General features: G+C 66.4%; 12 protein-coding genes. 6 read left to right on the plus strand and 6 right to left on the minus strand.

Features of this window, described 5'->3' with window-relative positions; translation table 11 throughout:
* The first annotated feature begins 47 nt into the window (after positions 1–47).
* The 5 genes from NMB41_RS12400 (at position 48) to nadC (ending at position 5,793) form a co-directional block, all read left to right on the plus strand.
* Positions 48–1,043, plus strand: coding sequence for an alpha/beta fold hydrolase (locus NMB41_RS12400; protein ID WP_494382743.1), 996 nt, complete (start codon positions 48–50; stop codon positions 1,041–1,043).
* A 7-nt stretch (positions 1,044–1,050) separates the two neighbouring features.
* A complete protein-coding gene (ldcA, locus tag NMB41_RS12405) occupies positions 1,051–1,968 on the plus strand; it encodes a muramoyltetrapeptide carboxypeptidase (protein WP_494382744.1) in 918 nt (305 codons plus the stop codon).
* A gap of 105 nt (positions 1,969–2,073) precedes the next feature.
* The gene (locus NMB41_RS12410; RefSeq protein WP_494382745.1) at positions 2,074–3,675 is read left to right on the plus strand and encodes an ABC-F family ATPase; all 1,602 of its coding nucleotides are present in this window, start codon (positions 2,074–2,076) and stop codon (positions 3,673–3,675) included.
* A gap of 121 nt (positions 3,676–3,796) precedes the next feature.
* Entirely contained in the window at positions 3,797–4,930 is a 1,134-nt protein-coding gene (nadA, locus tag NMB41_RS12415) for a quinolinate synthase NadA (protein ID WP_494382746.1), read from the plus strand.
* On the plus strand, positions 4,927–5,793 hold the full coding sequence (gene nadC / locus NMB41_RS12420; protein ID WP_494382747.1) for a carboxylating nicotinate-nucleotide diphosphorylase: 867 nt from the start codon (positions 4,927–4,929) through the stop codon (positions 5,791–5,793). Before nadA ends, nadC begins: the two co-directional genes overlap by 4 nt.
* A gap of 58 nt (positions 5,794–5,851) precedes the next feature.
* Here the strand turns inward: nadC and NMB41_RS12425 are convergent, their stop codons facing one another.
* The gene (locus NMB41_RS12425; protein ID WP_494382748.1) at positions 5,852–6,901 is read right to left on the minus strand and encodes an alpha/beta fold hydrolase; all 1,050 of its coding nucleotides are present in this window, start codon (positions 6,899–6,901) and stop codon (positions 5,852–5,854) included.
* The gene (locus NMB41_RS12430; RefSeq protein WP_494382749.1) at positions 6,898–7,794 is read right to left on the minus strand and encodes an NAD-dependent protein deacetylase; all 897 of its coding nucleotides are present in this window, start codon (positions 7,792–7,794) and stop codon (positions 6,898–6,900) included. The genes NMB41_RS12425 and NMB41_RS12430 overlap by 4 nt, the downstream gene beginning before the upstream one ends.
* Positions 7,795–7,943: 149 nt before the next feature.
* Between NMB41_RS12430 and NMB41_RS12435 the strand changes: the two genes are divergently transcribed.
* Positions 7,944–8,468: a YybH family protein gene (locus tag NMB41_RS12435; protein ID WP_494382750.1), complete on the plus strand. Its 525-nt coding sequence runs from the start codon at positions 7,944–7,946 to the stop codon at positions 8,466–8,468.
* Between the two features lie 11 nt (positions 8,469–8,479).
* On the opposite strand, the gene NMB41_RS12440 is transcribed toward NMB41_RS12435, so the two are convergent.
* The 4 genes from NMB41_RS12440 to NMB41_RS12455 form a co-directional block, all read right to left on the minus strand.
* Positions 8,480–9,376, minus strand: a complete 897-nt coding sequence (locus NMB41_RS12440; RefSeq protein ID WP_494382751.1) for a DMT family transporter — start codon at positions 9,374–9,376, stop codon at positions 8,480–8,482.
* A 55-nt stretch (positions 9,377–9,431) separates the two neighbouring features.
* Entirely contained in the window at positions 9,432–11,072 is a 1,641-nt protein-coding gene (gene nadB, locus NMB41_RS12445) for an L-aspartate oxidase (RefSeq protein ID WP_494382752.1), read from the minus strand.
* Positions 11,073–11,153: 81 nt separating this feature from the next.
* Entirely contained in the window at positions 11,154–11,945 is a 792-nt protein-coding gene (locus NMB41_RS12450; RefSeq protein WP_494382753.1) for an alpha/beta hydrolase family protein, read from the minus strand.
* The gene (locus tag NMB41_RS12455) at positions 11,942–12,787 is read right to left on the minus strand and encodes a hydrolase 2, exosortase A system-associated (protein WP_494382754.1); all 846 of its coding nucleotides are present in this window, start codon (positions 12,785–12,787) and stop codon (positions 11,942–11,944) included. The genes NMB41_RS12450 and NMB41_RS12455 overlap by 4 nt, the downstream gene beginning before the upstream one ends.
* Between the last annotated feature and the right edge of the window lie 149 nt (positions 12,788–12,936).

Here is a 12,936-nt window from a genome sequence, read left to right on the forward strand (position 1 = left end):
CTGCGCACGCGCACAGCCACGGGCGCCGTGCATGCTGTGAAAATGCTATGCTGGTTTCAGGCTGCCGCACCTTGCGGCAGGAAACCAGGCAGGACACCAGCACCCTGTTCACCGCCATGCCGACGCTGACCGCCAACGGAATCCGCATCGCCTTCGATACCGCCGGGGACGCCAAATCCACGCCGCTGTTGCTGGTGCACGACCTCGCCATGCAGCTCACCAGCTGGCCCGAGGAATTCGTCGACGGCCTGGTCGAGCTGGGCTTCTACGTGATCCGCTTCGACCACCGCGATTGCGGACTGTCCACCAAGTTCGAGCGCACCGGCAAGCCCAATCTCGCCTGGAACTGGCTCAGCACGCGCCTGAAGCTGCCACAACGTCCCGTCTACCAGCTCGACGACATGGCCAACGATGCGCTCGGCGTGCTGTCCGCCCTCGGCATCGCGCGCGCCCACCTGGTGGGCGTCGCGATGGGCGGCATGGTGGCGCAGATCCTGGCGGCGCGTCATCCGCGGCGCGTGCTCAGCCTCACCTCCATCATGTCCAGCAGCAGCAAGCGCGGCTTGCCGGGGCCGCTGCCGGCCGTACGCGAGGCGCTGCAGGCCAGGCCAAGCAATCCGAACGAGGTCGACTCGATCATCGATGCGGCGGTGGCCTTCCAGCGCACCATCGGCAGCCCGGCCTACCCGACGCCGGAAAAGCAGCTCAGGCGCCGCGCCGCGCGCGCCTTGCGGCGCTGCTATTGTCCGGCCGGCGCGCTGCGCCAGATGCTGGCCGTCACCAGTGCGCCCGAGCGCAGCGCGCTGCTGCGCGCCATCGACGTGCCGACCCTCGTCATCCACGGTGCGGCCGACCCCCTGGTGCCGCTGGCCTGCGGCGAAGACACCGCCGCCCAGATCCCGGGCGCGCGCCTGGAAGTCATCCAGGGCATGGGCCACGATTTGCCGGCCCAGCTGAACGAGCGGATGCTTGCCTTGATCGACGCCAACGCGCGCGGTAAGATGGCCCCAAGCTCAACACCGCGCCTGTTTGTCAGGCAGTAAACACCCAGTGACTCACGCTCAACTCGGCGTCGCCATCGTGGCGCCCGCCGGCTACGTGCCGGACCCGGCCGCGGTCGACCGCGGCATCGCCTACCTCCAGGCGCGCGGCTGCCGCGTCCACAATTACTACGACCATGGCGCCATCCACCAGCGCTTCGGCGGCACCGACGAGGCGCGCCTGGCCGCCCTGTACGCGGCAGCCGACAACCCCGAAGTCGACCTGGTGATGGCGGTGCGCGGCGGCTACGGCCTGTCGCGCCTGATGCCGGCCATCGATTTCGAACGGCTGGCCGACAGCGGCAAGCTCTTTGTCGGCTATTCCGACATCACGGCGCTGCAGATGGGCCTGTATGCAAAGGCGGGGGCGCAGAGCTATGCCGGGCCTTTCGTGGCCAACGATTTTGGTGCGCTTGAGCTGGTCCAGTTCACGCTCGACGATTTCTGGACCTGCCTGGCCGGCCCCACCCACACCATCGTCGAAACCGCGTGCGGCAATCCGCGGGTCGAGGCCAGCGGCACGGTCTGGGGCGGCAACCTGGCCATGCTGGTCTCGCTGATCGGCACCGAGTGGTTCCCCCGCATCGACAACGGCATCCTGTTCGTGGAAGACATCGCGGAACACCCCTACCGGGTCGAGCGCCTGCTGCTGCAATTGCAGCAAACCGGGGTGCTGGCGCGCCAGCAGGCGCTGGTGCTGGGCGACTTTTCCGGCTACCGGCTGGGGGCGATGGACAATGGCTACGATTTCGACGCGATGCTGGCCTACCTGCGCAAGACGCTGCCGATTCCGGTCATTACCGGGCTGTCTTTCGGGCACATTCCGCGCCGGGTGACGATTCCGTTCGGGGCGCAGGCGACGCTGGCGTCGGACGAGGCGGGTTTCCGGCTGACCATGAGCGGCTACCCGACGCGGCGCCTGGCCTGAGGCGGGGCGCCGGCCACGCCCACGCCACCCGTCAGCTGCGCACGATGGTAAAATGCCCGGTTAAAACGCATACCTCGCGTATATCCTGTTTATAAGGCTTTATCCGTGCTCTCCACAGCTAATATCACAATGCAATTCGGCGCCAAGCCGCTCTTCGAGAACATCTCCGTCAAGTTCGGCGATGGCAACCGTTACGGCCTGATCGGCGCGAACGGCTGCGGCAAGTCGACCTTCATGAAGATCCTGGGCGGCGACCTCGACCCTTCGGCCGGCAACGTCAGCCTGGACCCGGGCGAGCGTTTGGGTAAATTGCGCCAGGACCAGTTCGCCTACGAAGATGTGCGCGTGCTCGACGTGGTCATGATGGGCCATACCGAATTGTGGGACGCCATCGCCCAGCGCGACGCCATCTACGCCAATCCGGAAGCGACCGACGACGACTACATGCGCGCGGCCGAGCTCGAAGGGAAAGTCGCCGAATACGACGGCTATTCGGCCGAAGCCCGTGCCGGCGAGCTGCTGCTCGGCCTGGAAATCGCCAGCGACCTGCACCAGGGTCCGATGAGCGCCGTGGCGCCGGGCTGGAAACTGCGCGTGCTGCTGGCCCAGGCCCTGTTCTCGAACCCGGACATCCTGCTGCTGGACGAGCCGACCAACAACCTGGACATCAACACGATCCGCTGGCTGGAAGACGTACTGAACCAGCGTAACTCGACGATGATCATCATTTCCCACGATCGTCACTTCCTTAACCAGGTCTGCACCCACATCGCCGACATGGACTACGGCACCCTGAAGGTCTATCCGGGTTCCTACGACGATTACATGCTGGCATCGACCCAGGCGCGCAACCAGCAGTTGTCGAACAATGCCAAGGCCAAGGAAAAGGTCGCCGAACTGCAGGAATTCGTGCGCCGCTTCTCGGCCAACAAGTCGAAAGCCCGCCAGGCCACCTCGCGCGCCAAGATGATCGACAAGATCAAGATCGAGGATTTCAAGCCATCCTCGCGCGCCTATCCGTTCGTGCGTTTCGAAGGCGAGAAGAAGCTGCACCGCCTGGCCGTCGAGACCGAGGGTCTGACCAAAGCCTACGACCGTCCGCTGTTCAAGAACTTCTCGATCATGATCGAGGCGGGCGAGCGCGTGGCCATCATCGGCGCCAACGGCGCGGGCAAGACCACGCTGCTGCGCTCGATCGGCGGCGCCGACATCACCGGCCTGTCAGCCGACCACGGCCGCACCAAATGGGCGGAAAACGCGAGTGTCGGCTACATGCCGCAGGATCCGACCGAGGAATTCCCGAAAGACGACGTCCTGACCGACTGGATGGGGCGCTGGACGAAAGAGGGCGACGACGACCTGGCCGTGCGCTCGATCCTGGGCCGCCTGCTGTTCTCCGGCGACGAAGTCAAGAAGTCGGTGAAGGTGCTGTCCGGCGGCGAAAAGGGCCGCATGATGTACGGCAAGCTGATGCTGGGCCGTCACAACGTGATGCTGCTCGACGAACCGACCAACCACATGGACATGGAATCGATCGAGTCGCTGAATATCGCCCTGGATAAATACGAAGGCACCCTGATCTTCGTCTCGCACGACCGCGAATTCGTCTCCTCGCTGGCCACGCGCGTGCTCGAAGTGAAGGAAAACGAAGTGGTCGACTTCCGCGGCACGTATGAAGAGTACCTGACCAGCCAGGGCATCGACTAAGCTGTTGCTGCACCGCGCGGGTTGGGAACACCGATTCTTGACCCGTAGGGTGGGCGGCTTTGCCGCCCACGCGTTCAACCAGCGGTAGTTCAGCTGAAACTCAATGTGAGACCAACATCGCATGAACATCCTGCCCATCCAGACCTACGACTACGACCACCCGCAAGGCGGCAACGCCTGCACCGCGCAAGCCTGGGCCCGCGCACCCGCCGTCCCGACGGCCGACGAAAAGGCCGAGCTGAAGGACCGCATCCGGCGCCTGCTGAAGGAAAAAGAAGCGGTACTGGTCGCCCACTACTACGTCGACCCCGACCTGCAGGACCTGGCCGAGGAAACCGGCGGCTGCGTCTCGGACTCGCTCGAAATGGCGCGCTTCGGCCGCGACCATCCGGCCAAGACCCTGGTGGTGGCCGGCGTGCGCTTCATGGGCGAAACGGCGAAAATCCTCAGCCCCGAAAAAACCATCCTGATGCCGGATCTGGAGGCGACCTGCTCGCTGGATCTCGGCTGCCCGGCCGACGAATTCGCGGCCTTCTGCGACCAGCACCCTGACCGCACGGTCGTTGTCTACGCCAACACCAGCGCCGCCGTCAAAGCGCGTGCCGACTGGATGGTGACGTCCTCGATTGGCCTGGACATCGTCAAGCACCTGCACGACGAGGGCAAGAAAATCCTGTGGGCGCCGGATCGCCATCTCGGTTCGTACATCCAGAAGCAGACCGGCGCCGACATGCTGCTGTGGCAGGGTTCCTGCATCGTGCACGACGAGTTCAAGGGCATCGAGCTCGATTTGCTCAAGGCCGAGTATCCGGACGCGAAAGTGCTGGTCCACCCGGAGTCGCCCGCCAATGTCGTGGCCCAGGCCGACGTGGTCGGCTCGACCACCCAGCTGATCAACGCCGCCGTCACGCTGCCGGCGACGCACTTCATCGTCGCCACCGACAACGGCATCCTGCACAAGATGCGCGCCGCCGCGCCGGGCAAGCATTTCATCGAAGCGCCGACCGCCGGCAACAGCGCTACTTGCAAAAGCTGCGCGCATTGCCCCTGGATGGCGATGAACGGCCTGAAGAACCTGGCCGAGGTGCTGGAATCGGGCGCGAACGAAGTCTTCGTCGACCCCGCCATCGGGGTGCAGGCCGTGCGTGCCATCGACCGCATGCTCGACTTCGCCGCTGCCAAGAAAGCCAAGGCGCTGCCGACCGGCGCGCTGGAGCAGAACACCCAACTGTTTTCGAATGTGGGACCCGCATGAGCACCTTACGTAATCCCCACGCCGCATTCGACGACAAGCTGCAAGCTGCGTTCGAACAAAATATCCTGGCCGCGCTGCTGGAAGACATCGGCGGCGGCGACCTGACCGGCAAGCTGGTCCCCGACGAAGCGCGCGCGAAGGCACGTGTGATTGTGCGCGAAGCGGCGGTGCTGTGCGGCGCACCCTGGTTCGTGGGCGTGATGCTGGCCGTCGACCAGGACATCGAGATCGACTGGAAGTACGCCGAGGGCGATCTGATGGCGAAAGACAGCGTGGTCTGCACCATCGAAGGTTCGCCCCGTTCGCTGCTGACCGCCGAACGCGCGGCGCTGAACTTCCTGCAGCTGCTCTCCGGCGTGGCCAGCGCCACCCGCAGCTATGTCGACGTGATCGCCGGCACCAAGGCCGCCATCCTCGACACCCGCAAGACGCTGCCCGGCCTGCGCCTGGCGCAGAAATATGCGGTGCGTGTCGGCGGCGGCAAGAACCAGCGCATGGCTTTATATGACGGCATCCTGATCAAGGAAAACCACATTGCCGCGGCTGGCGGCGTGACGCGGGCGCTGAACAATGCCACGGCGCTGAACGCCGGCGTGACGGTGCAGATCGAAGTCGAGACCATCGCCCAGCTCGAAGAAGCGCTGGCCGCGGGCGTCAAGTCGGTCCTGCTGGATAACTTCGACCTCGAGATGATGCGCGCAGCGGTCAAGGTGAATGCCGGGCGCGCGCTGCTGGAAGCCTCGGGCGGCATCAACATGGAAACGGTGCGTGCGATCGCCGAAACCGGCGTCGACCGGATCTCGATCGGCAGCCTGACCAAGGACGTCAAGGCGACGGATTATTCACTGCGTATCGTCGGCTGAGACGGTTTGACCGTGCGAATGAAAATGGGCGGAGCATTCCGCCCATTTTTTTCGTCCCTTATACGCCGCTCTCGCTGGCGCGCGCCAGGGCTTCGGCCTGCGGGCTGCGCATGCCGATCGGCTCGCCCACCTGGGCCGCAATCGCATCGACGGCGCTCACCACCTGCTCAGGGTGCGCGTAATGCACCATATGCCCCACGCCCGGCTGCAGATGCAGCTCGCTCGAATGCCCCGCGGCCTGCAAATCGTCGTGCAGGCGCTCGGAATTGGCCGCCGGCTTGACGATCTTGTCCTGGGTACCCGTGATGATCTGCACCGGCACTGCTAACTGATCCAGGCGTTTCGACAGCGACATCGCCGCCGGCACCATCAGCGCGGCCTCGGCCCCGGCCGCACGCAAGGGGCCAGGGCGCAGCACCATCCAGGGCGACAATTGCCGGAAGCGCTCGGCCACCTTCATGGGCGAAAAAACGCGCTTGGTCAGAAGCGGCCACAGCATGCGCGAAATGAGCGGCGACACCGTGTAGCGCATGAGGTCGCCGATGATGGGAATGGCGGGCTGGGCAACGACCGGCACGTCCAGGCGCAGGCTAGGGTAGTAGTAACCCGAGAGCAGCACCAGGCCGCGCACGAAATCGGGTACCTGCAGTCCCATGGCCAGCGCGACCATCGTTCCCCAGGAGTGACCCAGCACGATCGCCGAATCGACGTCGATCTCCTGCAGCGCATGGTGCAGCAGGCGCGCCTGGGCGTCCGGCGTCCAGACCGTCGTGCGCGGCCGCTCGCTGTAGCCGTAGCCGGGGCGGTCGAAGGCGATCACGCGGTAGCGCTCGCTCAATTTGTCCATCAGCCCGCTGTACTCGAAGTCGTTGGCGAGCACGCCGTTCCCGTGCAGCAGCACGAGCACCGGCCCGCTGCCGCGCTCCAGGTAATGCAGGCGCACGCCCTCGACCTCGACGAACTTGCCGCGCGGCGGATTGTCGCGTTCGGCCTGGGCCGTCTTGCTGCGCACCACCAGGTAAGACGCAGCCAGGGCCAGGGCGCCGAGCGCGACGCCGGTTCGCAGGCGGCTCCTGTCACGGATCGTGCTATCGAATGATGTCCTCAAAATACTCCCCTTTCGTCAATGAATCCTGTGGTGTCCGGCGCGGGATCGGCTTGCAGCAAGCTTGTCACTTGCGGGAGCAGCCGTTCGGCCGATTGTTCGATCTTCAGCGACAGCATGTGGTCGGCACGGGTAATGCCCAGGTTCAGGGCGGCGATCGGTTTTCCGGACGCCTGCGCCAGGCGGCAAAAGCGAAAGCCCGAGTACACCATCAGCGAGGAGCCGACCACGAGCAGGGCGTCGGCCGCTTCCATCTGCGCCAGGGCCGCGGCGGTGCGCGCGGCCGGGACGTTGTCGCCGAAGAAAACGACATCCGGCATGAGGACGCCGCCGCACTGCGCGCAGACAGGTAGCACAAAGTCGTCGAGGAATTCCGGTTCGACCTGGGCGTCGCCATCCGGCAGCGGCTTCGCCTCGGCCTGCGCCACCTGGGGATTGAGCGCGGCCAGTTGCGTCTGCACCAGCGCGCGCGGCACGCGGGTGCCGCAGGCCAGGCAGTGCACCGAATGTATATTGCCGTGCAACTCGAGCACGGCCCGGCTGCCGGCCTGCGCATGCAGGCCGTCGACGTTCTGGGTGAGGATCGATTGAATGCGGCCGGCCGCCTCGAGGGCTGCGAGGGCGGCATGACCGGCGTTCGGCCGCGCCTGGGCCAGCACCGGCCAGCCGATCATGCTCCTGGCCCAATAGCGCCGCTGCACCGCGGCGAGCCGGCGAAATTCCGGTCCCTGGATCGGCACCCGGCCGCGCCGCACGCCCTCACGGTCGCGGTAGTCGGGAATGCCGGACGCGGTCGACAGGCCGGCGCCGGTCAGCACCAGTGTCTTCGGATGGCGCGCGAGGAAGTCCGCCAGCTCGGCAGCCCTGTGGTCGTGGTCGTCATATCCCTCAGCCATCGTGAAGCGTCCTCCCGTTCTGATGGGATCGTAGCACCCTTGCGGCTTCAGCCGACACACGATTCCGGGTGTTCATCACACGGCTGTTGCCGGGCCGCCTGGCCGAGGATAAGTTTGCGATTCCAACAACATCGAAAGAGACTGACGATATGCGATTCTTGATGCTTGCGGCCGCCAGCGCGCTGGTAATTGCCTCCACGCCCGCCTTTGCGGCCGACACTCCCGCCTACATCGGGCGCTACACGACGACAGCCGAGGACCAGCGCGAGATCCGGCAGGTCGTGGCCGACTTCCAGACGGCGCTCAAGACCCGCGACATGCGCCTGCTGCATTCGCTGATGCTCAACGCGGATATCGATTGGGTGTCGCCGCCACCGCCGGAGGCGATCAAGAAGATCCGCGACACCCTGGACCCGACTGCCGACGGCCTGAGCGCCGGCGGCTTTCGCGGTTTCGCGCGCTTTATTCGCGAGAGCAAGGTGCCGGTCGAGGAGCGTTTCTACAACCTCAAGATCACCCAGGACGGGCATGTGGCGATTGTCATGTTCGATTACGAGTTCGTGGAAGACGGCAAGGTCTGGAACTACGGCATCGAGACCTGGCAGATGCTTAAAAATGTCGACGGCAAGTGGAAGATCGGCAGCGTCTGGTGGACGACCAACCTGATGAAGTGACTGCCTTGACGTCAGCGTGCGGAGACCGCGATGCCGCCGACGATCAGCGCAAAGGCCAGCGCGTGGTACAGGTGCGGCGCCTCGCCCAGGAAGGCCGATGAAAGCAGCGCCGTAAACAGTGGCGTCAGGTTGATGAAGAAGGAACCGAGCGTCGGGCCGGCCTGCTGCAGGCCGGCGCCCCAGCAGCGCATGGCGATGATGGCCGGCCCGATCGCCACATACAGCAGCGCGGCCGCCAGCGGCCAGCTCCAGGCGATGTCGACGCCCACGAACGTCCACTCCGCGCCCGACAGCGCCGCCGACCACAACACGCCATAGCCGACTTGCGCCAGCAGGAAGGCGGCCCAGTCGGCGCGCAGGGCAGGAAGGTCGCGCTGCTGCATCAGCATCCAGCTGTAGAAAGACCAGGCGATGGTGGCCAGGATCATGTAGAGGTCGCCCGGCACCAGGCGCAGCGCGGCCAGCTGGTGGACGTCGCCGCGGCACAAGACCACCAGTACTCCTAGAATGGACAGCAGCGCACCCGCGATCTGGCGCCGCTTGACCGGCGCCTGATAAAACAGCTTCCCGACCAGCAGCATCCAGACCGGCATGCCGGAGGCGACCAGGGTCACGTTGATCGGCGTCGAGCTTTGCAGGGCCAGGTATTGCAGCGAATTGTATAAACCGATGCCGAGCAGCCCGAGTAAGCTGAGCCGCCGCCAGTTCGACAGCACGCCGCTCCCTGGCTTGAACACGGCGCGCCCGAGCGGCAGCAGCACCAGCAGCGCGATCGTCCAGCGCAGCAAATTCAGCGTCATCGGCGGCACGGCATCGCGCACCATGCGTCCGACGATGGCGTTGCCGGCCCAGAGCAGGGGCGGGACCGTCAACAGCATGGCGGTCGGAAGGGTGAGTGTGCGTTTCATCGGCAGATAAAAACGCCCCCCGGAGACCGGCGGGCCGGGTGCTGCGGGAGTAGGGTCAGCGCCGGTCCGGCGTCAGCACGCTCGGCAAGGCCTTGGGCAAGGTGTCCGGATAGTCGCGCGAATAATGCAGGCCACGGCTTTCGCGGCGCGACAGCGCGCTGTTGACGATCAGCGAGGCCACGTCGACCAGGTTGCGCAACTCGAGCAGGTCGTGCGTGATGCGGAAGTTGCGGTAGTACTCGTCGATCTCTTCCTTGAGCAGGGCAATGCGGTGCTGGGCCCGTTCGAGGCGCTTGGTGGTGCGCACGATGCCGACGTAATTCCACATGAAGCGGCGCAGCTCGTCCCAGTTGTGGGCGATCACGACTTCCTCGTCCGCGTTCGTGACCCGGCTTTCGTCCCAGGGCGGCAGCGGCGGGTTTTCCATGCGCGGAGCGGCCGCGATCTGGTTGGCGCAGGCGCGTCCGACGACGACGCATTCGAGCAGCGAATTGCTGGCCAGGCGATTGGCGCCGTGCAGGCCGGTGCAGGCCGTTTCGCCGACCGCGTACAGGCCCGGGATGTCGGTGCGTCCCGCCAGGTCGGTGACGACGCCGCCGCAGGTGAAGTGCACGGCCGGCACGACGGGAATCGGTTCCTTGGTGATGTCGATGCCCAGTTCGAGGCAACGCGCGTAGATGGTCGGGAAGTGCTCTTTCAGGAACTCGGGCGTCTGGTGGCTGATGTCGAGGTTGACGTAGTCCAGGCCGCGCTTCTTCATCTCGAAGTCGATCGCCCGTGCGACCACATCGCGCGGGGCGAGTTCGCCGCGTTCGTCGTGGGCCGGCATGAAGCGCGTGCCGGCGGCGGCGCCCGCTTCCGGCGGCAGTTTCAAGAGGCCGCCTTCGCCGCGGATCGCTTCCGTGATCAGGAAGGATTTGGCGTAGGGGTGGTACAAACACGTCGGATGGAACTGGATGAATTCCATGTTCGAGACGCGGCAGCCGGCGCGCCAGGCCATCGCGATGCCGTCGCCGGTGGCCGTGTCGGGATTGGTCGTGTACAGATAGACCTTGCCGGCGCCGCCGGTGGCCAGCACCGTGTGCTCGGCCTCGAAAGTAAGCACCTTGCCGCTCTTTTCGTCCTGCACGTAGACGCCGTGGCAGCGCGGCTGGCCGACCAGGTGCGGCGTGCCGCTGTGGACGCCGCCTTGTCCAACCCTTCCGGTGAGCTTGTCGGAGGTGATGACGTCGATTGCGCAGTGCTGCTCGAACAGGGTGATGTTCGGATGCGCACGCACTTTCTGCTCGAGCGTGACCTGCACCGCGTGGCCGGTGGCGTCGGCCGCGTGGATGATGCGGCGTTGGCTGTGCCCGCCCTCGCGCGTCAGGTGAAAGCCCAGTTCGGCCGTCGCGTCGCGCGTGAAGGGCACGCCCTGTTCGATCAGCCATTCGATGGCTTCGCGGCCGTGCTCGACGATGCTGCGGGTCGCGGCTTCGTCGCACAGGCCGGCGCCGGCGACGAGGGTGTCGGCGATGTGCTGGTCGTGGCTGTCGCCGGAATCGAGCACGGCGGCGATGCCGCCCTGGGCCCAGTTGCTGGCGCCGTCGAGCAGCGCGCGTTTCGAGATGATGGCAACCTTGCGCGTTTGCGCGAGGTGCAAGGCCACCGACAAGCCGGCCAGCCCGCTGCCGACGATTGCGACGTCAAATTTCATGGCACGTATTCTATTTTTAGAGAGCCATGACTATAGACGATTTGCGCGGGCTGCGTTCTCCCCGGGCCAATGCCCCGGCAGCTACCAGGAGCCGAGCCAGCTTGCGCAGGCAAAGGCGACGGCGTCGCGCCAGATGCTGCGCCTTGCTTCGCAGCCGGCATGGGCGATCTCGACGCGCCGGCTGCGCGGATACTGGCCTTCGAGCGCGCGGGTCGCGTCCTGGCCATTACCTTGCTCTCCGCCGCAGACCAGCAGCACGCGTCCGCCGAAGCCGGCCAGGGCCTGGGCCAATGCCGGCGCCACGCCCTGGCCGGGCGGCTCGCGCCCGATGACCCGGCTGGCGGCGCGGCGAAACGCGGCGGCGCGCCGGAACAGGCGGTCGGCGGCCGAGCGCGGGCCGTAGCGCAAGCCCGGCGTGGCGTCCTGCCCGGCGCCGTCCGGGCTGTTGGCCGCGGCCAGGCTCTGCGGCAGGAGCGGGTCGAGCAGGGCCAGGCCCGTGACCCGCGCGTCCTGCGCCGCATACAGCGCCGCGCAGCCGGCCGCGTCGCCCGAGGCGAGGATGACAGATTCTTTCATTTCGGGCACATGAATGAAAAATTCTTTCATCGCCGCGCCGACGTCATCGAGCCCCTGCAAGCGCGCCTGGCCCTCGCTGTCGCCGGCGCCGAGCCGGTCGAAGCGCATCACGGCCACGCCGCGCGCGGCCAGCAGGCGCGAGAGCAGGGTGAACTGGCGGTGGCTGCCGGCGCGGTACTGGCTGCTGTCGGCCAGGATCAGCATGCCGCGTGCGAGCGGCCGCTCGGGCACGTCGACAATCCCGATCAGGGCTTCGCCCCTGGCGTGGAAGCGCAATGCGCGTTGCTCGAGCTTCATGCCGGGTCTCCCGAAAACAGGCTGCAGGTAGCCTCGCGCAGGGCCGGCAAATCGAGTTCGCCCGCGCCGCTCCAGAGGGGCGAACCGTCGAGCGCATGAAAGTGCAGGGTGGCGCCGGCGGCGGCAGCCCAGCGTTCACCCAGGCGCGCCGCGCTGGCGGCCGTCTTCGAGGGCGCCGGGCCCGCATGCGCGAACCAGTGCACGGCGCAGGGCGGCGGGACCACGTGGGCCGCGTCGCAGGCGTCGATCGCCTTGACCAGCGGAACCGCCACTTCGAAGCCGGCCACCTCGATCGCGCCATGCACGGCCAGCTGGGCGCGCAGCGCGGCGGTGCTGCGCGGCGCGCCGGGCGCCGGGTCCTGCAACTGCTCGGACAGGCGCAGGAACTGGTTGATACAGGCGCGCCCGCTCAGGAAAGGCTGCCACAGCAGCACGCGCCGTGCGTGCAGGCGCGCCGCCGCGTCCAGCGCCAGCAGGCCGCCCAGGCGCAGTCCCCACAGGGTCAGCGGTCCGCTGTCGCGGTCGGCCAGCCAGGCGGCGGCCAGCGCCAGGTCTTCGTGCCAGATTTGCCAGCGACCGGCACTGAATTCGCCGCAGCTGTCGCCACAACCAAACAGATCGATCTGCAGCACCGCGTAGCCGAGCGCGGCAAAGGCGCGCGATTGCAGCGCCGCCATGCGCCGGGTACGGTTGAGCTCACCGGCAAACGGATGAACATAGAGGATGGCCCCGCGCGGCGCCACCTGGGGATTGGGCGCGTGGTAAAGACTGAACCGGGTGCCGGGCTCGGCATCGAAGAAAAACGGCTCCACGCGCGGCGTGGTCAAGAGTGGAGCATTCATGGCCGGTCGTCTCCTGCTCATCAATGGGCCTGGCGCGCTGACAGGGCGTGTCGAAGCCGGTTTGTCGATGTAACGATCATGTATTTAAGTCAATTAGACACGCGTGGCGCCGGATCACCTTGCGCCGAGACAGCTGAGACTAAGCAATA

This window comes from Massilia sp. FBCC-B171 (genome assembly GCF_059134155.1).

Excerpts from the sequence above, each read along its gene's own strand:
- NMB41_RS12400 (WP_494382743.1), top strand. The coding sequence starts at position 48 with ATGCTGGTTTCAGGCTGCCGCACCTTGCGGCAGGAAACCAGGCAGGAC.
- nadA (WP_494382746.1), top strand. The coding sequence starts at position 3,797 with ATGAACATCCTGCCCATCCAGACCTACGACTACGACCACCCGCAAGGC.
- nadC (WP_494382747.1), top strand. The coding sequence starts at position 4,927 with ATGAGCACCTTACGTAATCCCCACGCCGCATTCGACGACAAGCTGCAA.
- NMB41_RS12430 (WP_494382749.1), bottom strand. The coding sequence starts at position 7,794 with ATGGCTGAGGGATATGACGACCACGACCACAGGGCTGCCGAGCTGGCG.
- NMB41_RS12435 (WP_494382750.1), top strand. The coding sequence starts at position 7,944 with ATGCGATTCTTGATGCTTGCGGCCGCCAGCGCGCTGGTAATTGCCTCC.
- NMB41_RS12440 (WP_494382751.1), bottom strand. The coding sequence starts at position 9,376 with ATGAAACGCACACTCACCCTTCCGACCGCCATGCTGTTGACGGTCCCG.
- nadB (WP_494382752.1), bottom strand. The coding sequence starts at position 11,072 with ATGAAATTTGACGTCGCAATCGTCGGCAGCGGGCTGGCCGGCTTGTCG.
- NMB41_RS12450 (WP_494382753.1), bottom strand. The coding sequence starts at position 11,945 with ATGAAGCTCGAGCAACGCGCATTGCGCTTCCACGCCAGGGGCGAAGCC.
- NMB41_RS12455 (WP_494382754.1), bottom strand. The coding sequence starts at position 12,787 with ATGAATGCTCCACTCTTGACCACGCCGCGCGTGGAGCCGTTTTTCTTC.